This is a genomic window from Gluconobacter sp. Dm-62 (genome assembly GCF_018256155.1).
Classification (GTDB): Bacteria; Pseudomonadota; Alphaproteobacteria; order Acetobacterales; family Acetobacteraceae; genus Gluconobacter.
Window position 1 is genome coordinate 1 of the sequence record NZ_JAERLY010000007.1, and the last position, 20,491, is coordinate 20,491.

Annotated in this window: 7 protein-coding genes and 2 pseudogenes; 3 read left to right on the plus strand and 6 right to left on the minus strand. The window is 58.3% G+C overall.

Going from position 1 to position 20,491, the window contains the following annotated elements:
- Positions 1 to 110: 110 nt before the first annotated feature.
- A pseudogene (locus JK202_RS08830) lies at positions 111 to 6,062 on the plus strand (DUF4011 domain-containing protein); the annotation flags it as partial.
- 82 nt (positions 6,063 to 6,144) lie between these two features.
- Here JK202_RS08830 and JK202_RS08835 read toward each other — a convergent pair.
- The 6 genes and pseudogenes from JK202_RS08835 to JK202_RS08860 all read right to left on the minus strand — a co-directional run.
- Positions 6,145 to 6,662, minus strand: a pseudogene (locus JK202_RS08835) (IS481 family transposase); the annotation flags it as partial.
- 910 nt (positions 6,663 to 7,572) lie between these two features.
- Positions 7,573 to 8,892, minus strand: a complete 1,320-nt coding sequence (locus JK202_RS08840; RefSeq protein ID WP_349291849.1) for an MFS transporter — start codon at positions 8,890 to 8,892, stop codon at positions 7,573 to 7,575.
- A 24-nt stretch (positions 8,893 to 8,916) separates the two neighbouring features.
- The gene (locus tag JK202_RS08845) at positions 8,917 to 9,528 is read right to left on the minus strand and encodes a nitroreductase family protein (RefSeq protein ID WP_211560296.1); all 612 of its coding nucleotides are present in this window, start codon (positions 9,526 to 9,528) and stop codon (positions 8,917 to 8,919) included.
- 290 nt (positions 9,529 to 9,818) lie between these two features.
- Positions 9,819 to 11,504: a glycosyltransferase family 4 protein gene (locus JK202_RS08850; RefSeq protein ID WP_211560297.1), complete on the minus strand. Its 1,686-nt coding sequence runs from the start codon at positions 11,502 to 11,504 to the stop codon at positions 9,819 to 9,821.
- Positions 11,505 to 11,515: 11 nt separating this feature from the next.
- A complete protein-coding gene (locus JK202_RS16235; protein ID WP_249199857.1) occupies positions 11,516 to 15,058 on the minus strand; it encodes a Hint domain-containing protein in 3,543 nt (1,180 codons plus the stop codon).
- Positions 15,059 to 15,251: 193 nt separating this feature from the next.
- Positions 15,252 to 16,508: an acyl-CoA dehydrogenase family protein gene (locus JK202_RS08860; protein ID WP_211560299.1), complete on the minus strand. Its 1,257-nt coding sequence runs from the start codon at positions 16,506 to 16,508 to the stop codon at positions 15,252 to 15,254.
- A 188-nt stretch (positions 16,509 to 16,696) separates the two neighbouring features.
- Between JK202_RS08860 and pgm the strand changes: the two genes are divergently transcribed.
- Together pgm and JK202_RS08870 are read left to right on the plus strand one after the other, a co-directional pair.
- Positions 16,697 to 18,343, plus strand: a complete 1,647-nt coding sequence (pgm, locus tag JK202_RS08865) for a phosphoglucomutase (alpha-D-glucose-1,6-bisphosphate-dependent) (protein ID WP_211560301.1) — start codon at positions 16,697 to 16,699, stop codon at positions 18,341 to 18,343.
- A gap of 558 nt (positions 18,344 to 18,901) precedes the next feature.
- Positions 18,902 to 20,293: an NAD-dependent succinate-semialdehyde dehydrogenase gene (locus JK202_RS08870; protein WP_211560303.1), complete on the plus strand. Its 1,392-nt coding sequence runs from the start codon at positions 18,902 to 18,904 to the stop codon at positions 20,291 to 20,293.
- Positions 20,294 to 20,491: the final 198 nt, after the last annotated feature.

The following is a 20,491-nucleotide window of genomic DNA, read 5'->3' on the forward strand; positions in this document are numbered from 1 at the left end:
GGTGTCCACATCCCAAGGGTGAAACACCTTTCAGACCCAATGCAAAGCCCCATACCCCCAATTTCCAAAAAGGCTCTGAGGCCGTTGAGATCACCACAGAAGAAAAAAAGCCCGAACTTCGGATCGTCTTACAGGAAACGGTTAATGCCAGCCTGTGGGAAAATAGTGTCCCGATCCTTGAAGAACTGGAATTCGACAACAGAAGCGAAAATACATATCCAGTTATTGAAATAACCATTACCAGCGAGCCGCATTTTCTGACGCCTCGGTCGTGGATGCTCCAGCAGATCGGTCCCGATGAACTTCGGGTTCTGAACGATCGTGACCTGACACTGGATGGCTCATTGCTTTCGGCCCAGACCGAGGCGTCAAGGGCCGTCGTGACCATTGTCGCCCGTGCGGGAGGACAGGAACTTGCGAGGGCAACACGCGATGTCCGGATGCTTGCCCGCAATGAATGGGGTGGCCTGTCCGGTATCCCCGACATCCTCGCCGCCTTTGTACTTCCCAATGACCCCGCTATTGCCCGTATCCTGCGCAGCGCATCCGAGATCCTCCGGCAAGCGGGGCAATCCCCTTCCCTGGAAGGTTATCAGGGGGACAAGGCACGCGTATGGGCGCAGGCTCAGGCACTGTGGTGCGCTATCTGCGCCCTTGATATCACCTACATCAATCCACCTGCATCTTTCGTTGAAAACGGCCAGCGTATCCGTCTTCCAACACAAGTTGTCGAGGAACGTCTGGCGACCTGTCTCGACACGACCGTCCTGTTTGCCGCATGTCTCGAAGCCATTGGTCTGCGCCCCCTGATCGTTCTGACGCGCGGGCACGCCTTCGCGGGCCTGTGGCTGGCCCAGCAGGATGCGGGTTCGTCGGTGGTGCAGGATCTGCCTGGCATTCGCAACCGCCTGAAACTCGACGATCTACGTGTCTTTGAAACAACTTTGGCGACGGCAGCACGCAAACCCAGCTTCACCGCAGCATGCGAGCGAGGTGAGGCCCATCTGCGCGACATAGACGATGACGATCCGGATGCGTTCCGCGAAGTTATCGATATTCACCGGGCACGCCTGCGCCGTATCCGTCCCCTCTCCACCTCTGCTGCCTCGCCAACGAACGAAGCGGCAGAAACCGTATCCAATGATTCAGCGGGACAACCGACATTCGAAGCCCCTCCCCCATTGCGTGAGGAGCGTGAAGAAGAGCGCCTGCCAGACCGTCCGGCAGATCGCGTGCAGAGATGGTGCAATCGCCTGCTCGACATGTCCGCGCGCAACCGGTTGCTCAACCTTCCTAAATCCGATCGGCAACTAATTGAACTCGACTGCCCGGATGCGGCTGCGCTGGAAGACATGGTGGCGGAGATGCGCGCCGGCAGCAGTGCCAAACCGCTTCGTTTCGTCGCGGCACCGGGGCTCATGGACGATGATGATCCCAGAAACAAGGCGCTCCATCAGGGACGACATCACGAGGACGCTGCCAGAGCATATGCGCTGGAAGCCCTCAAACGACGCGAGATCGTCGTCCAGCGGAAAGAGGACAAGCTTCAGACCGCACTGACCGAAATTTATCGTCATGCCCGAAGCTCCGAACAGGAAGGCGGCACGAACGTACTTTTCCTGACCATCGGGGCGCTGGCCTGGACATCTCAGGATAAATCCAGACCGTATCTCGCTCCGCTCATTCTCGTTCCGGTCATTCTGGAAAGAGCCAGCATCAAATCGCCTTTCACACTACGGGCGCACGGGGATGAAACCCGTATCAACACAACGCTGCTGGAAATGCTGCGTGCCGAATACGATATCCGGATTCCCCTGCTGGAAGGAGACACGCTCCCGGAAGATGAGTCCGGCCTTGATGTGCCAAAAATCATCGAAGCCTTCCGGCTGCACCTTCGACATATTCCGGGATGGGAAATTCGCGAGCATGTCAGTCTGACGACATTGAGCTTCGCGAAATTCCTGATGTGGAAGGACCTGCTGGAACGGAAAGAGCATCTTGCCACGAACGACGTCGCGAGCCGCCTGCTGAACGGAGTCAAGGACGGCGAGCAGACAGGTTCTGCCCCATCGAACGGTTTTGATCCTGCTGGTGACCTCGACGACGCTCTCGCCAAAGCCGATCTCGTCTGCCCGATGGAAGCCGACTCATCTCAGCTCAAGGCCATCGCACGCGCGGCAGCGGGCGAAAACTTCGTCCTGATCGGGCCGCCCGGCACAGGAAAAAGCCAGACAATCGGCAACATTATTGCCAATACGCTCGCACAGGGTCGTACGATCCTTTTCGTGGCTGAAAAACGGACGGCGCTTGAAGTGGTACGTGCGCGTCTGGCCAAACTGGGCATTGCTGAATTCTGTCTGGATCTGTTCTCGCCCAAGGCGAACAAGATGGCGGTGCTGCAACAGTTTCAGACAGCGCAGGCTGCGCTTGAGGATTTCCAGCCTGAGGAATATGCACGGACAAAACAGACACTGGATACCATTCGCACTGAGCTGAACGCTTACGTCCGCGATCTCCATACCCCGCGTCGCAATGGCTGGACGCCCTATCGCGGAATTGGCGTCACTCTTCGTGCTCAGGAAGCATCCATCGTTCGCATTCCTCTGGAATGGGCCAATGCGGATGTTCATTCACAAGCCGATTACGATACATTGGTCCAGTCCGTTGAGGATCTGTCGACCCTTTATGCCCATATCGGAGATGTTGTCGTCTCACCCAGACTGGCAGGTCTTGAGCAGACGGACTGGTCACCACTGTGGGAAGGCAGACTGCTTGACGCCGCCAATGGAGCCCTCTCCGCCCTCGACAAACTAAGAGAGGCGGCGCTGAGTGTTACCAAGGCGCTTTCGCTGCCTCAGAACAATCTTTCCTATCAGCGGCTTGAGCAGATCAGAGCACTTTGCTCCCATCTTCTGTTGCCCCACGCAGCGGCATGGAGCTTCACGGAAAACGCCCGCGAAACACGCGATGCCGTATTACTGGAACAGGCATCTGTTACACGGTGCCACGCTCTGACCGCAGATCTTGATAGCCGCTGGAAAGACAGCGTACGCGCTCTTCCATTGGCTGAAACCCTTGCAGAATGGCGTACCGTCAAGGAAAAGTGGCTGCTGGCCCGTTCCATGGGGCAGAAGGCTATTCGCAAACGGCTTGAACCTCATGCCATCGCCCTGCCTGAAGACTGTGAAAACGACCTTGAAGCTCTTGTCGAACGTGCGGCCCTTCTTGAAAAGCTCCGGAATGCTTCTCACAAGACAAGCATCGGTCCGATGTGGCGGAGTCTGGATACTGACTTCGACGCAATCAACGCCGCATTTGACTGGGGACAGGAAACACGCACCCACCTTGCGGGCTGTACAGCCGAAACGGGAGAGTTGCTCACTGCCCGCACCCATCTCAGGACTCTGCTGGTAGAAGGTCAGGATCTTCTGGCACCTGGCGGAACAATCCACGCATCCCTGACCCGTTATCTCGCGGCATTTACCGACCTTGATGCTGCCCTGAACACACTGGGAAATTGTAGTGCCAGCGACGTTACCCGGCTGGTTACCCCCGAAAATCCCAGTTGGCTCGAACAAACCACGGACAGGCTGCGGGACTGGAAAGAGGCCACTCGCGAATTGCGCGACTGGTGTTCATGGCGCCGCGCCTGCCATCAAGCCGCGCAACTCGGTCTGACACCCATGATCGAAGCCATCGAACACGGGTTAGTCGCGCAAGATGACGTGCTGGCCGTTTTCGAAGCAAATTATGCGCGCTGGTGGACTATGCACGCCGTCAGTGATTCTGCTCTGCTGAGTAGTTTCGTGGCTGCAACCCATGAAGGGCGCATCATCAGGTTCCGCGAACTGGACGAAAAGCTGAAAACCCTGGCCATTCGTCTGATCCGTGCACGCCTTGCCGGACGTATCCCCGGCGAGGCCGCGCGGCAGCACGATCCGGATTACAAAGTTCTGACACGCGAGATTGCCAAGAAAACCCGTCACCTTCCGGTCCGTCAATTGGCCGAAAAGATGCCAGGCGCCCTTCGGACCCTCACGCCCTGTCTCATGATGAGTCCGTTATCGGTCGCTCAGTATCTGCCCGCCGACGCAGATCCGTTCGATCTTGTTATCTTCGACGAAGCGTCCCAGATCGCAACATGGGACGCAATTGGCGCAATTGGTCGTGGCAAGCAGGTCATCGTGGTTGGCGACCCCAAGCAGTTGCCACCCACGGATTTCTTCACGGCGGGTCGGGCAGCGACTGATACTGATACATCCGATGAGATGACTGATCTTGATTCAATCCTTGACGAATGCCTCGGAGCGGGCGTTCCGGCCATCAGTCTGGAGTGGCATTATCGCAGCCGCCATGAAAGCCTGATCGCTTTTTCGAATCAGGCTTACTATGGTGGAGATCTGGTTACCTTTCCGTCACCGGTTACGGCGGATCAGGCCGTCTCTTTCCGCTTCGTCCCGAAAGGGGTTTATGAACCCGGCAAAAATGGATCGCACACCAATCCTGCGGAGGCGCGGATGGTGGTCGCCGAGGCTGTCCGGATCATGCGCGACGGCACCGATCGGTCGGTCGGTATCGTGACTTTCAATGGAGAACAACAGAAACTAATTGTTGATCTTCTGGATGCCGAAGTCCGCAAAGACCCTGCTCTTGAAAGATTCACAGGTGAGCAGGCTCATGAGGCGGTGCTTGTGAAAAATCTGGAAAACGTGCAGGGCGAAGAGCGCGACATCATGCTGTTCTCGCTCACTTACGGGCCTGATATCGCAGGCAAAATCTCCATGAATTTTGGCCCCCTGAACCGCGACGGCGGGGAACGTCGTCTCAATGTGGCGATCACCCGTGCGCGTGAACAGTTAATCGTGTTTGGATCGCTGCGGGAGGACCAAATTGCAATAGAACGGACACGCGCCGCCGGTGTCAGGGATCTGCGACGCTTCCTGTTGTTCGCTGAACGAGGCCCAATGGCTCTGGCCGGCGCGCATGAAGGGTCTGTCGGAGGGTATGACAGTCTCTTCGAAGTCGAAGTTGCGACGATGCTTCAGGCAAAAGGGTGGGAGGTCACGACACAGGTCGGTGTTTCCGGATTCCGCGTGGATCTTGGCGTCATTGATCCTGATTTACCCAGCACGTTCCTCGCAGGCGTCGAATGCGATGGCGCCACATATCACCGGAGCGCAACGGCGCGCGACCGAGATCGCCTGAGACAAGCTGTTCTTGAAAATCTCGGCTGGAATATTCTGCGCATCTGGTCCACGGACTGGTGGACGAATGCCCCTCGCGAGGTTGAACGGATTGATGCTGCTCTACAGAGCTTTCTGGAGATTGCCCGTCAGAAGCGCATTGATCAGGCAGAGCGGGACGCTGCAAAAGCTGAAGCACTACTGAACGCGACTGTGAATAAGCACGAAGAGGAACCTGTTGTTTCGACCGAACCCCCGAAGGTTGAATCTGTCGCTGACGAACCCGTCTCAGAGCCGTCACCTGAAGAGGTCAGGCATTTAGAGCCCCTTTACGCAAAGGCACCCGAAAATATTCCATCAGATGACACGACCAGTTCAGAGATCGAGGCCGATCCATCCAGATTCACGCAGGATGATTATTTGCCGACATTGGCACGCCTTGTCGTTCGCACAATCGATCAGGCAAAGGTCATTCGAGAAGACACTCTTATTCAGACCCTGTCACGCGCACACGGCTTCAGTCGCGTCGGTCGTGAAATTCGCGAACGCGTCCAGCGCGCTATTCCTTCAGCGATAGCGCGCACCGAAGAAGATGTGGGCACTTTTCTATGGTCGGAACGGCAGCCTGTCGTTCCACGACTGCCCCTGACATCATTAACGGCTGAGAAATCCTTGGACCCGGCGCTGGTCCCTCTTCCGGCCCTCGTAGACCTCGCCTGCCGCGCTATCGCCATCGACTGCCCGGACGAGGATGCCATTGCAAGAATGCGCGATGCCTGCGGCATGAGCCGTATGGGACAGGCAACGCGCGCTCGCTTCGCCACGGCTCTAAATGAAGCGCGCCGTATGAAAGATGCACACGACACGCCCCATCTATAGAAAAGCACTGCTTGCTAACCTTCTTGACTTGGCAGGCTCTCAAAAGGTTGAAAGCCGTAATACCCGTTTCCTAGACCGTCTTCCGATCAGCTTTCTCAACCCGTGGTGTGACGGCAAACTTGCTCGTCCGATCAATGGCCACAAAGAGATACAGGTTGCCTTCGGCTGTCTGGGCCTCGGCAATATCGATGTAAAAAAAAGCCGATGGGATAACGTTTGAAGCGCTGCAGTTTGAGCTTGTCTCTCTGAATGTCCGGCAGACGTGAAATCCGGTGACGCTAAAAGCAGCGACACAGAGCCGGGCGTGTCAGATGGGGAATGCTGGCCTGCAGAGCGGTAAAGGCTGTCATCCAGCAGAAACAATGTATGGCGCCGAAACGCCACGATCATCGCTTCGTCCGTTTCGGAAAAAATAGTTGAGCGCGGCTCTTTAGGATCTGTCTTCTAATCTTCGGCAGTCTGACGCTTTCGCCATTTTGCAACTGTTTTCGGGTTGATCCCGAACTCCTCGCTCAGTCCCGCGAGCGAAGCCTGCGATCGCTGTATTGCTGCTCGCATGGCTTGCGTGGTCGTGGCGCTGGCATGACGTATCTGTCCCATAAGGCTTCCTCACACTCACGTGAAAATACCACACCATCAAACCCCGGCACTAAACACAAAAAATCCCGTTGCTTGGTGGCGTCGGGATTTTTCTGAGAATGATAAGGGAGAGGAGAGAGGGTACTGTGGTGTTACCACACTGGCATCATGAGCCCGCCTGATGAGATTGCGGCGTATCCGTTATTGACGACGTGTGGGTTGATGCAATGGACGGTTCCGTAGTCGTCGATAGCTGACTGGCTGGACCAATTTTGGACCAATCAGCATTTCACCTGACGACACAACGCGACACCGCGAGACACCATAAAGCACTGATAACATGTCATTTATTTAAAAATGCCATTGATATAAAAGAGTTTAATTCGCCCTCTCACGGCGGCAACAGGGGTTCGAATCCCCTATGGGACACCAAGCAACATTTCCGAAAAATGAATTACTTATACAATCGGAATTGTTTGCTCTGAGAAAATATCAAGAAAAACTATCTGCGATCTAACTCCATAAGATGGGTTAAATTCACGGCAGACACACTTCTGTATATTCCGATCTTTAGTCAGCCTCCATGCAGGCCCCGTTTGTTCGCAAATCTTATTGAACGAACCTCATAAATTGACGCTCACTTACCAGATTTCTGTAATAACAAGCTATATAGTCCTTGTTATCCAGCTGGCACTCTTCATCCATTGCCTCTTGTAATGCTCCGGTCATACGCATAGTGGCGCCAGCCCCTGTCAACCAGCAAGGCGCCTGCATCTCCTCATAAATCGCTCCAGCCATGAGCCCCGCATACTCAACCACACCTTGGATGAAGATTGAACCTTTTCCCGCCCCCACCAGAGATTGGACCACGCAACACTGTATAAGGGTATGCGAGTATCTGGACTTTTGGCCCTAAAGTGCGGCGGCGCGTTCAGGATGTTTCTTCACGCTGAGCGAAAGTTTTTTTACGGGTTAGAGTCCAGTAAAGAAGACCGGCAATCCCCAACATTAAAGCGTCCATAACCAGACCACGGGCATAGACAGCGGTTGGGCCAGCAAGAAATGCAAAGGCCACGGGACCGAAGAAATTCCCGAGATTTCCGAACGAGTTGATCAAGGCAACGCCAGCCGCAGCCTGCATTCCATGCAGGAACCGTCCCGGCAGTCCCCACATCAAACCAAGAATTACGAAAAGTGCGGCGGTAGCAAGCGTGAGCAGAATCCCCTGCCCTGCAATATACGCCGTGAGAGTTATGCCCCACAGTGCCAGGCAGGCAATCACGAGGGCACTCAGAATACGCCTGTTATCAGTCGCCGTATCGGTTCGCCGGACACAGACGAGAAGCGCCAGAGCTCCAGCGAAATAGGGAATGGTAGCGAGGCGCAGAACCTGATGTCGCTCAAAGCCTGCATGGGCAATCATCTGGGGCAGCCAGAAGTGGATCGTGCCACTCACGAATGAAATACAGAAAAAGACGGCCGCAATTTTCCAGACGACAGGAAGCCTGAACGCTCCCAGAAACACGTCCAGCGATCGCACCTGCCGGGATGTTCGCAGACTGGCAAGACGGCTGGCCATAATAACCCGCTCATCCTCAGTCAGCCACGCTGCCTGCTCCAGACGCTCCGGGAGATAATAATAAAGAAGGCCACCTAAAAAGATTGAGGGTAGCCCTTCAATCAGGAATAACCATTGCCACCCGTGCAGAGTCCACATTCCGTTCAAATGAAGGATAACACTGGCAAGCAGCGAAGAAACGGCACTCGCGACCGGGATGACCACAATCAGATAACTGATGACCCGCACGTGAAGTTTCGCCGGAAATGCCTGCATCAGAAAAAACAGAATTCCTGGATAAAAACCAGATTCCGCCATGCCCAGCACGAAACGCATGGTTAGAAATTCTGTACCATTTCCGACAAAAGCCATACCGGCGGAAACCAGACCCCAGGCAATCATGCAGACTGACAGCCATAGTCTCGCCCCCAGTCGACCAAGAATATAATTCCCCGGCATTTCGAAAAGAACATAACCGATGAAGAAAATTCCTGCGCCCAGTCCATAAGTCGTGCCTGAAAGCATGAGATCATGGCGCATGTCACCGGCAGCAAAGCTGACATTGACCCGGTCTACATAAGCGAAAAAAAAACACAGGACGAGAAGCGGCATCAGCCGAATGAGCAGCTTTCTGTCAAGCGGATCAAATCCTGACATTGTTCTCTCCGCAGAATTTGACCTGTCGATCAACATACCTCTCGACAGGTCAGGAAAATCTCAGACCTCGGGCGGTTCAACGAATGTCCCATCGAACACGATACGATCGACTGGCACACGCTGTGACGGTACTTCGCGCACGCGAAGATCTTCCGGCAGGATCTCGGCCGGAGCCTGCTCTCCGATGGCAATCACGGTTTCAAAAGCATAGTCGGCGGGCAGACACAGGCCGGCATGGGTCAGATCGACATCGCTGACGCCGCTCATGGTGTGCGCCGCCCAACCCGCATGATGCGCCTGTAAAAGAAGCAGCATGGCAGCAGCCCCGGCATCATAGGAATGTGTCCGGGAGAAAACACGATCCGGCGTTGTCCGTGGGATCATTGTGGTTCGCGACGCAATATAAACAAGCGCTGCGGCCGATTTGGCCCATCTCTGGTTAACCGGCTTCAGCCAGGACAGAAACTGTTCCCAGTTTTCTGTGCCCCGGCGGGCATACATGAACCGCCACGGCTGTGAATTATATTGAGATGGAGCCCAGCGGCCGGCTTCGAGAATTTCACGAAGAGCCTCATCAGAAATTGTTTTGTCCGTAAATGCGCGGGGGGACCAGCGATTGACGATCATTTTCATAACAGAGGAAGACGCTTCGCGATTATGGGCTTCTGTCATCACGGATCTCATGTTGTGGGAATGGAAACATCACGCAGCATGCTGACGAAGCATCAGCCTAACAGGCTTTCCGTTTCGTGTTGGTATCATAATAAATCCGAGACTATAGATTCAGGGAATAACCCGTCCGGCGCGTGAACGAACGACACAATTGCTGAAGAAGGCGTGCAGCTCTTCCACTTCAATATGAAAGTAATGGAGATAAACGGAAAGAAGACTTCCGGGCGCACGCAGCACAACCGCACGACTTGAAGCCGATAGCGCTCCTGTTATTCCGATCAAACAGCAAATCAGCGAGGGTGTCGTGCTGTCATGATCGCTTTGCGCAGCGAGGTCAGAGTGTGATCTGCACTGAAAGTCTCCGCCACATAAGCCTGCGCCAACTCCCCCAGTCTGCGGCATTCTTCCGGAGCAGCATACAGGTTCCTGATACAGGCAACCTGGCTGGCGGCATCGTCTGCAACCAGACCTGTAAGAGAAGCAGGAAGATTCAGGCCTTCGGCAGCGACAGATGTCATGACACAGGGAATTCCTGCCAGAAGACTTTCCACAACCTTGCCTTTGATACCCGCTCCAAATTTCAGCGGGGCAACCGTCAGACGGACATGCTCGAAAACAGACCCATCCAGATCTGCGACGTGCCCCATAACCCGAACACCTTCAGGCCAAGACAGATGCGGCGGAAGGTGCGGGCCGACCAGCCAGAGTTCAAGTTCAGGGTTTTGGACGCGCAGCTCCGGCAGGACGTCACGGACAAACCAGAGGGCGGCATCGAGGTTCGGGGCGTGACGGTAATTTCCAATGAAGGCGATATGACGCCGGGCCGCGACGTCCGGCGTGTGGTCGCGTTTACGGATTGCCCATGGGACGCAGGCGACGCGCGCCTGCGGGACGGCCTGACGCAGCCATGCGGCTTCCGTTGGAGAGTGTGTCAGGACGGCATCGGCCTGCCAGGCGGCGGTACATTCCTGAAGGCGGGTTCTTCTGCTGAGGGAATGGAGTTCGGGGCGTTTTTCGATTTCGGCCTGCCCTGCGATGCGGAGGTGATGCAGATCGGCGACGCTGTAGAGCAGCATGGCACCCGGCTGGTGATGGCGGGCGAGGCTCAGATATCGCGCGGCCGTGCCGATCCGGTGCAGGTAGACCAGATCGAACGCGCCGGACTGACGCCGCAGGATTTCTTCCACCGAGGCGTAATGCGGGGCGCGCCAGATTGTGAAGCCTTCTGCTTCCAGTGCGTGCCGTGCATCGGCTGGCGGGGACAGGTCATCGGCGGCAACGAGGCTGACCTCGTAGCCGAGCGCCTGAAGCGCGCGGGCGTGGGACAGCAGGGCCTGTGATCCCGCGTCCTGCCCGGCGACCGGAAGGCGTTCGTCAATGAGCAAAGCGCGCGGGGCACGGGGTTTTTCTTCGATTTCGGGGCCGTGCCGACGGGCCAGTCTGCGGTAGTGGTCGTGCTGTTCCTGTCCGCCATCCGCGCGGGCGTGATCGGTCAGCAGGTCGTCGGCGATCTGCGCGAGGAAGGACAGGATATTTTCGCGCTCGGGGTTTGTCTGCGCACCGCCCGCGACCTGTCGCAGGAGTTCGCGCAAATCGTCGTCGAAGGTTCCGGTGGCTTCGAGGACAACGGGGGAGCCGATTAGTTCCGTTCCGTCGGCTTCGCGGCGGACCTGAATGATATGCCGTTCATGGGCGCTGAGTGGCGCGGGGATCAGCAGGTCGAAGCCCAAGCGGCCGTCCCCGAACCCCGCCTGTTGCAGGTCGGGGCGGCTCTGGTTGGCGATGACGCGGGCGATCAGCCTGCCGTTATCGAGCACCTGAAGGGCGGCGGGTTCGCTGCCCTCCCCGCCTGCCTGTACCTGGGTCGCCTGTGCCCCGGCCGCCTGTGCCCAGCCCGCGATCCGCCTGCGCGTGGCGATGTCCAGATAGCCGGGCAGGACGGCGGGGCGCGCCGGAACAACATAAGGCGGGGTCATGGGAGGGTTGCTCAGGCCGCCATGCGGTCCGCCGGGTCCTGCGTGAGCGGTTCGACAACGAGCGCGGCAAGCTGCGCGTCCGACAGGCCGCCGATGAGATCGATGTCGAAAGCATGGAAGCCGTCGCCTTTCCCGGCGGCTTCCAGATCCGCCCGATACCGGTCGGCCGTTACTTCGCACAGCACCAAATCGCCGGTGCGGATTCTCAGGCGCAGTCTACCCTCGGCGCGCCCTGCATCGCGCGCCCAGCCCGCGACGCGGCCATGTGTGGCCATGTCCACGTAAAGCTCGATGGAGGACGTTTCGGACTGGGTGAATGCGGGGCGCAGACTGCGGCGGATGACTTCGAGTTCTTCCCCGCCCTCGACGCGCGGGGCGCAGTAGCGGGCGGCGACGGGTTCGGCGTCGGGGTAGAGTTCGGCGTATTCGCGGGCGTTGTGGAACATGCCGCGGCTGCCGTCATCGATGAAGGTTTCGGATGCGGCCCCTTCGGCGAAAATGATGTCGTGCGTTTCCAGTTCGATATGGATGTATGTGATCACATCGACCTGTTCGGCCTGTGTGATGGTCTGGCCGTTGACCAGCGCCTGGGCCGGGACCAGCACGCCGTTGAGGAACATGGCGTGCAGCGGCGAAATGACCAGATCGCGGCGGGGCAGTCCGTTGCCCAGAGCGCCTGAGGCAATACGTACGGGCATGATATCCGTGCGTCCGGCGGCAAAGCGGCCGTCATAGGCGCGGCGTCCGATCCAGCGGATGGGACGGGAAGTGCCATCGCGGGTGATGAGACGATCGCCGATTTCCAGCGTTTCGACGGGGCGTTCTCCCGTTTCGGTCAGGATGGCGGTGCCGGGGCAATAGCAGGGTGTGCCTTCCGCCGTGACGGTCAGGCCGCCCGCGCTGTCCGCGCCCAGGACGAAGAAGTCCGCCGCGTAGTCGCCTGCGAAGGTCAGGGTTTCGCTGGTTTTGCCGTCCGTGAGTGTGACGAGGGTGTTGCCGCCCGAGGCCGTGCGGCTCAGGGTTGCGGCGGATCCCATGCCTTCCAGATCGATCGTATCGTTGGCGCCGAAGCCGGAAATGACGGCCTGCACGCCATAGGCCGTGGTGGACGGGGCGACGCTCTGGATCAGGGTTCCGGCACCGTCAAACTCCAGACTGCCCGTGACCGAGGCCTTGGGGGACAGGAGGTCGAGCGTGCCACCGTCTTTGAGGAAAGTATTGCTGGCGACGGAGTTGCCGTCGATGGAGAGGCTTCCCCCGTCGAGCGTGGTGCCGCTGGCCGTGACGCCCTTGATGGTGATGGCGACCGTGCCACCCGACAACACGGTTTCATTGGTGATCGAAGCGCCGGATGTGGCCAGTGTCTGAGTGCCGTAGACTATGCCGCCCGAGGCACTGCCGGTGAGGTTTTCCACGCCACCGGCCGAAATGACCGAACCGCTATCCGTGCCTGCGACGTCGAGTGTGCCGCCGGACAGGACGGTTGCGCCGACGATGGTACCGCCTGCGCTGACGGTCAGGGTGTCACCATTGGAGACCACCGCGCCGGAGAGTGTGGCACCGCTGGAAACCACATTTGATGGGGTGCTGCCGGAGCCGGAGGAGCCTGCGGATGTAGTGGTGAGTGCGACGCCGCCTGTGCCGTCTGCTGACAGTGCGAGGGACGTGGCGAGTGCGCTGCCTGCGAAGGTGAACTGCTGGGTGACCGAACCGCTGCTGAGGGTGGCGACCGTGTTGCCGCCGCTGACGGTCGTAGTCAGCATTGTGCCAGTCCCCATGACCGTATCGTCGAGAACGTCTGCGTCGCCGAAGCCGGAAATCGTGGCCAGCGTGCCGTATCCGGCGCTTGCGATGCTGTCGATCTGAAGCGTGCCCTGCCCCGAGAACAGCACCGTGCCAGACAGGGTTGCCTTGGCGGATTCAAGTTCGATGGTGCCGCCGTCGAGGATGGTGGTGTCTGTTGCCGCGGCGTTGCCGTCGATCGAGAGGATGCCGCCGTTGTTCAGCGTAATACCGCTGGCCAGAGCGCCCTTGATCGCCAGTGCGACCGAGCCGCCGTTATAGACGGTCTCGCCCGATACGCTGGCCCCGGCGGCGCTGACGATCTGGGCTCCGTCGATCTGTGTGCCGGAAACCGAACCGAGCACAGTTTCCGTGGCGCCATGGGCCAGCACGCCGCCGGATGCGGAGCCGCCTGCCGAAATCGTGGCGGAGCCGCCGGAGAGGATGCTGGCGCCGGTGGCCGTGCCGCCCGACTGCACGACGATCGAGCCGCCGTTGGAAATGGTCGCAGAGGTGCTTGAACCACCATTGGAAACTGTGACCGCGCTGGCGGTGGAGGTCTGGGTCGGGGCGAAAGAGACACCGCGGATATTGGTGTCGGCGGCGGCGGTCATGAGGGTTGTGAAGCTCTCATCCGCTGGCGCGGTCGTCGCATCCAGATCGTCCGTGATGGTGAAGAGATAGGTCTGGTCGAGGTCGCCGATCGTGGCGTTCGTGGTGTAGAGAACAACGTCGTTCCCTTCCACTTCGCCGGTCAGTCCGATCAGGCCCGTGGTGCCGGATGCGGACGTGTTGGAGACGAGGTTGAGCCCGACCGAGAGCGTGTAATCGAGGGTCCAGGCGGTGCCGTTATAGGTCCATTTTTGCAAACCGCCGTCGCCTACGCCGCCTGCCTTGGGGTTTCCACTATCGGCCACATACATAACGGTCGAGCTTGCGAAGAAATAGGATTCCGGGCTCAGGCTGACCGTGGAGCCAACTGCGGAGGCGTTAAGGGAATTTTCTTCGGCAGCCGTCAGGGTGACCGATCCGTCTATCGCAGGCAGGACTTCGGACTGCGTTGCCGAGACCGGGAGGGTTGTGCCGTAGCTGGCGATATTGGACGTCCCGCCGCTGCCCTGCGTGCTGTCGCGTGAGACGTAGAGGACGCCGTTGACGATTTCAGTCACGCGGGTGTCGGTGGAGGTGTCGATGGCAGTTGCGACGCTGGCACCGTCGGCAGCGTAAAAGACGCCTTGGGTCGTGTCGCCCTTCACGCCCTGGCCGGTGATGTAGAACGAGGTTCCGTCCACCGTTGCCACGCTGCGGATATTGTTGGTGTTGAACACGCCGTACAGGGCCGTGCTGGTATCGACCGTTCCGTCATAGCTGATATCGGCAACGACGCGGGGAACGGCCGTATAGCTTGTTCCGGTCAGACTGGTGGACTGGGCCAGACGGGCATCGCCGTACACGGCCGCACCGCCTGCGTTATAAGTCGCGGCATTGATGCCGTAGCCGCCGATGACGAGGGACTGCCCGTCCTGCGCTAGCTGAAGCTCACCTTCCGACGAAGAGCCATATTCGCCTGAAACCGCATATTCCGTAACACCATCAACCACCGTGGTCGTCTGAGGCAGGACCAGAGTGCCGACAACCTCGCCAGTGGTTGTGATTTCTTCCAGCGTGGTGGGAGACGCCTGATTGTCCGTATAGGTGCCGCTGCCGTCCCCATTCCCAACCACACTGATGACAAGATCACCTTCAGTGAAGGATTTTAGCGTCGAGGACATGCAGGCTCTTCCGGTTCAGGGATTTATTGCCACCTCGTTACTCCAATACCTCTATCCCCTTATGTGAAACTAATTTGAAATATTATCAGGCAGCCCGGCAACATGCACTCATATGAAATAACTGTTCCTGAAATTGTATTATTCCAGAAATAATATCCCCACTGCCGGATTTACAAGCAGAACAGGCAGAACCTTACTGGTAAAGCCCGGGCTCAGGCTCCCAGCCAGTCAGAAGATGTCTGCCGATTTCCTCATGCTTCCATTCGACCGGGTCATGCAGTGAAAGCGTCCGCGCATCCCGCCAGTACCGGTCAAACCCGTAGACCGCATCCGTGGCCTTCGCCCCCAGCGCCGACATGAGATCAGAAGCTGCCCGCAGCGCAGCCCGGGAGGCTGAGGAACGCGCCGCATAAACGGGAATAGCCACATCCGTCCGCGTACACTCACCCCGATCGAAAGCATCCAGCAACGCCGCCGCCGTCCGCACACTCGAACAGGCTGCCGCCAGTTCGGCGCCGATTTCTCCAAAGAGCCGTCTTACCAATAAATCGTCAGCCGCCGTCTCCACCCGGGCAGAGGCCCAGGGACGACTGTTCTCCCGCGCGAACCTCACGCCCGCTTCCAGCGCCGCCAACCCAATTCCTGTCAGAATCATCGAAAACCCATTCTGGTATCTCAAAGGAGCATGCACCTGAGGCATCGACTGCGCTGTCAGGACCGACCAGTCCGGCTGAGTCTGCACATGCTCCAAGACCACGCTTCCTGAATCCGTCGCCCGTTGTCCTAGACGGTCCCAGTCCGTCAGGAACCGCACGCCATCTGTTCCAGCAGGAACAAGATCAAGCCGGACTGCACCTGCAACCAGATCATATGATGATACAAGCAGCAGATCCGCGCCCACAGCTCCCGTCGCATAGACCTTGCGCCCGTCAATGAAATACCCGGACCCAGCAGGCCGCGACACGACATGCCCGAAATCGACAGCACGCTTCCCGTTTTCAGAAATCGCCATGCCGACAATGGCATTTTGCAAACAGATCCGCTCCGCCAGCCGCCGACAGAATTCCGGCGACCCAACGGACAGCAACTCCCGCACGGCATCATCATGCACCTTGTAAATCTGCGCCACGGACGGATCGGCGATACCGAGCTCCAGAAACACTTCCTGCGATAATGCCTGTGAAAACCCCAGACCACCCAGCGAAACCGGAAGGGGTGCCTTCATCAACCCGCAGGCTTTCAGCGCGGAGATGGAGGCGCGCGGATAGCGCCCGAGCCGATCGTTTTCCACAGCCCGTGGCGCAATTTCACGCCCGATCACGTCTCCTAGCGTCCCAAAGAACTCTTTCAGCCCAACTGGCACCGAACAGGGGGGCACAAGGCTCTGCAAGGCACGAAAACGCCGTTCCATCTGCTCTTCCTCAGTCCGTGGCAGTTTCAGCGCAATCATGCACCTCGCAGCGCTCCTGTTCCAGCAAAGCCAGCCCGCACAATCTTCACAGAACTGACCTGCCTCTCTGGACATCGGTCCGGATACAAGTTTTCCTGCCCGAACGACGCGCCCAGGCAGGGCGTTCATGCGTTACGACCGTCAACCGACGTCTATGCGCAACGGCAAATGCAAGGATATCTGAAGCAATGGCCCATCTCAGCCCCCTGGCCGGTAAAACACTTTCTCCTTCCCAGTTGACCGATATTCCCGCCCTGATTGCAGCCTATTATGACCGCAGACCCGATCCTTCGATCTCCACTCAGCGCGTATCATTTGGCACATCCGGCCACCGGGGCTCCTCGCTCAATACGAGCTTTAACGAGAACCATATCCTCGCCATCTGCGAAGCCATCTGCCGCCATCGCAAAGCCGAGGGCATCGACGGTCCGCTTTTCATCGGCATGGACAGCCACGCCCTGTCCGGCCCGGCGCAGAAATCCGCCATTGAGGTCTTTGCGGCCCACGGGATCGACGCCCGGATTGACGAAAACGGCGACTACACGCCGACCCCCGTCATTTCCCACGCCATCCTGACCTACAACAAGGGCCGCAGCACGGGTCTGGCCGATGGTGTGGTCATCACGCCGTCGCATAATCCCCCGGCCGATGGCGGCTTCAAATACAACCCGACCAATGGCGGCCCGGCCGATACGGCGATCACCAAGGCCATTCAGGACATGGCCAATGAGTTCCTCGCCAACGGGCTGAAGGACGTCAAACGTCTGCCTTACGAGCAGGCCCGGCAGGAAACCTGCATCAGGGGTTATGATTTCATCACGCCTTATGTGAACGATCTGGATTCCGTCATCGACATGAAGGCGATCCGCGATGCTGGCGTGAAAATCGGCATCGATCCGCTGGGTGGGGCTGCTGTTGCGTATTGGAAGCCTATCATCGAGCGCTACGGCCTGAACGCCACCGTCGTCAGCGACGTGGTGGACCCGACCTTCTCCTTCATGACCGCCGACTGGGACGGGCAGATCCGCATGGACTGCTCCTCCCCCTATGCCATGGCGCGACTGATCGAAATGGGAGACCGTTTCGACGTTGCTTTCGCCAATGATACCGACGCCGACCGTCACGGTATCGTCGCCATGCCAGACGGGTTGATGAACCCGAACCATTATCTTGCTGTGGCAATTTCCTACCTGTTCCGGAACCGTCCGGACTGGAGCCCGGAGTTGGGTGTGGGCAAGACGCTCGTCAGCAGCGGGCTGATTGACCGCGTGGCGAAAGACATGGGTCGCAAGCTCGTTGAAGTGCCGGTCGGGCTGAAATGGTTCGTGCCGGGGCTGATGGATGGCTCACTGGGCTTTGGTGGTGAGGAAAGCGCGGGCGCAACGTTCCTGCGTCGGGACGGCACCGTCTGGACCACGGACAAGGACGGGCTCATTCTGGGTCTGCTGGCAGCGGAAATCACGGCCAAGACCGGCAAGAACCCCAGCGTGCATTATCACGAGATCATCGCCCGCCTCGGCACGCCCTATTACGAGCGGATCGACGCCGCCGCCAATCCGGAGCAGAAGGCCAAACTCGGCAAGCTCACGCCCGAGCAATTCCCACTGGAGACGCTGGCAGGCGACAAGATCATCAGCAAGCTGACCCGCGCACCGGGTAACGACGCGCCAATCGGCGGACTGAAAGTCGTCACCGAAAACGGCTGGTTTGCCGCCCGTCCTTCCGGCACGGAAGATGTCTACAAGATCTATGCCGAGAGCTTCGTCAGCGAGGAGCATCTGCGTGCCATCCAGCAGGAAGCGCAGGACGCCATCTCCAAGGTTTTCGCGGCCTGATTCACGACGACCCCCGGGACATGGCTCATGTCCCGGGAATTCTCTGCCTGCGCCCCTGAGGCCAGCGACTCCCCATTTTCGGCTCTGAAAATCCCGTCCGCCTCCATGAAGGTGCGGACGAACAGTCATGCCCGGTGAGAAAATCCCGCATGTCTGGACGATCGGATTTTCTGCGCATTTTCAGCAGTGCTGCATCTCCTGCACCGCTTCCGGGTCAGAACATATGCCGCAGAGCCTCACACCCATGTGATGCCCGCGCTCTGGTCATCATCCACAAATTGGATAATACCCGTTTCTGACACTGAGTGTCATATTTTGATGGCGCCCTGCTTCTCGACAGTTTCTCTGTTTTCAATCCGGATAAAGGACAAAATGGATGTTGAAGATCGGCCGTAATTCTGTGGGGTCTTTTTGCCCACGACCTGATCTTCGCAGCTCCATTATTCTACCCAAGACCACGTATACTGTCCTTTTCCAGCATAAAACCCAGAAACAGAGCCTCTCACGCCCGGACGCCCTGCGCCCTGTCGCCTTTTCCCAATCGGTAACGAGGTAAAAATGGCCTACGCAACGACAAACCCCCTGACTGGCGAAGTCCTCAAGACCTTTCCCAATGCAACGGATGAAGAAGTCCAGGCGGCCCTCGCCGACGCCCATGCGGCTTTTGAAAGCTGGCGCGACACCCCATTTGCCGAGCGGGCGAAGATCATGAACGCCGCAGCAGCAATCCTGCGCCGCGACGTCGACAAATACGCCCGCCTCGGCACACTGGAAATGGGCAAGCTGTTCACAGAGTCGAAACTGGAGATCATCCTCTCCGCCGAGATCTTTGAATATTACGCCAAATATGCCGAAGACCTGCTGAAGCCCGAGACGCTTCCAGTCGCCAATCCGGCGGAAGGCAAGGCCACGCTGGTTCACGAACCTCTCGGCATCGTGCTGGCCATCGAGCCCTGGAACTTCCCGTTCTATCAGGTCGTGCGCATCATCGCGCCGCAGCTTTCGGCCGGTAATGCGGTCCTGCTCAAGCACGCATCCAATCTGCCGCAGTGCGCCGCCATTTGCGAGGACCTGATGATCGAGGCCGGACTGCCCAAGGGCCTGTTCCGCAACCTCTATCTCGCCCGCCCCCATACGGAAATGATCCTCAACGACCCCCGCGTCTGTGGTGTGGCGCTGACGGGCTCCGAAGGCGCAGGCGTCATCATCGCGGGAACGGCCGGCAAGGCGCTCAAGAAGGCTACGATGGAACTCGGCGGTGCCGATGCCTTCATTGTGCTCGACGATGCGGACTTTGAAAAGGCCGCGAAATGGGCCGTCATGGGCCGCCACTGGAATGCAGGGCAGGTCTGCGTTTCCGCCAAGCGCATCATTGTCGCGGATGCGATCTATGACCGCTTTCTCGACCTTTACAAAAAGGGCTTCTCCGAACTGAAAGCCGGGGACCCGATGGACCCGTCCATCACACTTGCGCCGCTCTGTTCTCAGGGGGCTGCGGATGATCTGCGCAAGCAGGTTGAGGAGGCGAAAAAGCATGGCGCGAAGGTCGAGGCCATTGGCGCTCCGGTGCCGACGAAAGGCTCCTTCTTTCAGCCCCTGCTGATGACCAACCTGCACGAGAATAATGAAGCCCGTCACTGGGAATTCTTCGGCCCGGTGACGCAGCTTTATCGTGCCAAGGACGAGGCAGATGCCATCCGCATCGCCAATGACTCCCCGTATGGTCTGGGGGGTGCGGTCTTTACGAAGGACGAAAGCCGCGGTGCGCGGGTGGCTGCGAAAATCCGCACGGGTATGGTCTATATCAACCATCCGCTGATCCCGAAGGCCGATCTTCCCTTCGGTGGCATTGCCCGTTCCGGCTATGGCCGTGAGCTGGTGGGTCTGGGCATCAAGGAGTTCGTCAACCACAAGCTCATCAACATCGTGGATATCGACGCCCCGATCTGAAGGCAGCGGGGGACTTGCCGGGAAATTCATCTCGGCATGTCCCCCCGCCATCACGCTTATTTGAGTTCTTTACTGAATTCAGGAAAGAACTCGGCGAACTTTACTACAGTCACCTGAATATGATTTTCGGCATATCCGAAATACCCATAATAGTCTGTGCGAAATCCCCGGTTTACTGCCGCAACGGGCGGTAAACAT